This window comes from Microbispora sp. KK1-11 (assembly GCF_006874435.1).
Taxonomy (GTDB): Bacteria; Actinomycetota; Actinomycetes; order Streptosporangiales; family Streptosporangiaceae; genus Microbispora; species Microbispora catharanthi.
This window is the reverse complement of the sequence record NZ_VIRJ01000132.1, coordinates 1-465: the sequence shown is the minus strand read 5'-3', so window position 1 is coordinate 465 and position 465 is coordinate 1. Positions and strand designations below refer to the sequence as shown.

Here is a 465-nt window from a genome sequence, read left to right as displayed (position 1 = left end):
CCTACGGGCGGCAGCAGTGGGGAATCTTGCACAATGGGCGAAACCCTGATGCAGCCATGCCGCGTGTGTGAAGAAGGCCTTCGGGTTGTAAAGAACTTTCAGTAGGGAGGAAGGTAGTGTAGTTAAAACCTGCATTATTTGACGTTACCTACAGAAGAAGCACCGGCTAACTCCGTGCCAGCAGCCGCGGTAATACGGAGGGTGCGAGCGTTAATCGGAATTACTGGGCGTAAAGCGCATGCAGGCGGTTTGTTAAGTCAGATGTGAAAGCCCGGGGCTTAACCTCGGAATGGCATTTGAAACTGGCAGGCTAGAGTCTTGTAGAGGGGGGTAGAATTTCAGGTGTAGCGGTGAAATGCGTAGATATAGGACGGAACACTGGCCGCCACTTCGCCCCCCCGGACCGATACCGACCCCCAGAGGCGCACGCGGAGGGCGCGGGGAGGATTAAATCCCCTCGTAGTC

The 465-nt window shown here is 55.7% G+C and carries 1 rRNA gene; it reads left to right on the top strand.

The annotated features are described in order from the left end of the window. Positions 1–465: ribosomal RNA gene (locus FLW16_RS43070) — 16S ribosomal RNA — on the top strand; the annotation flags it as partial.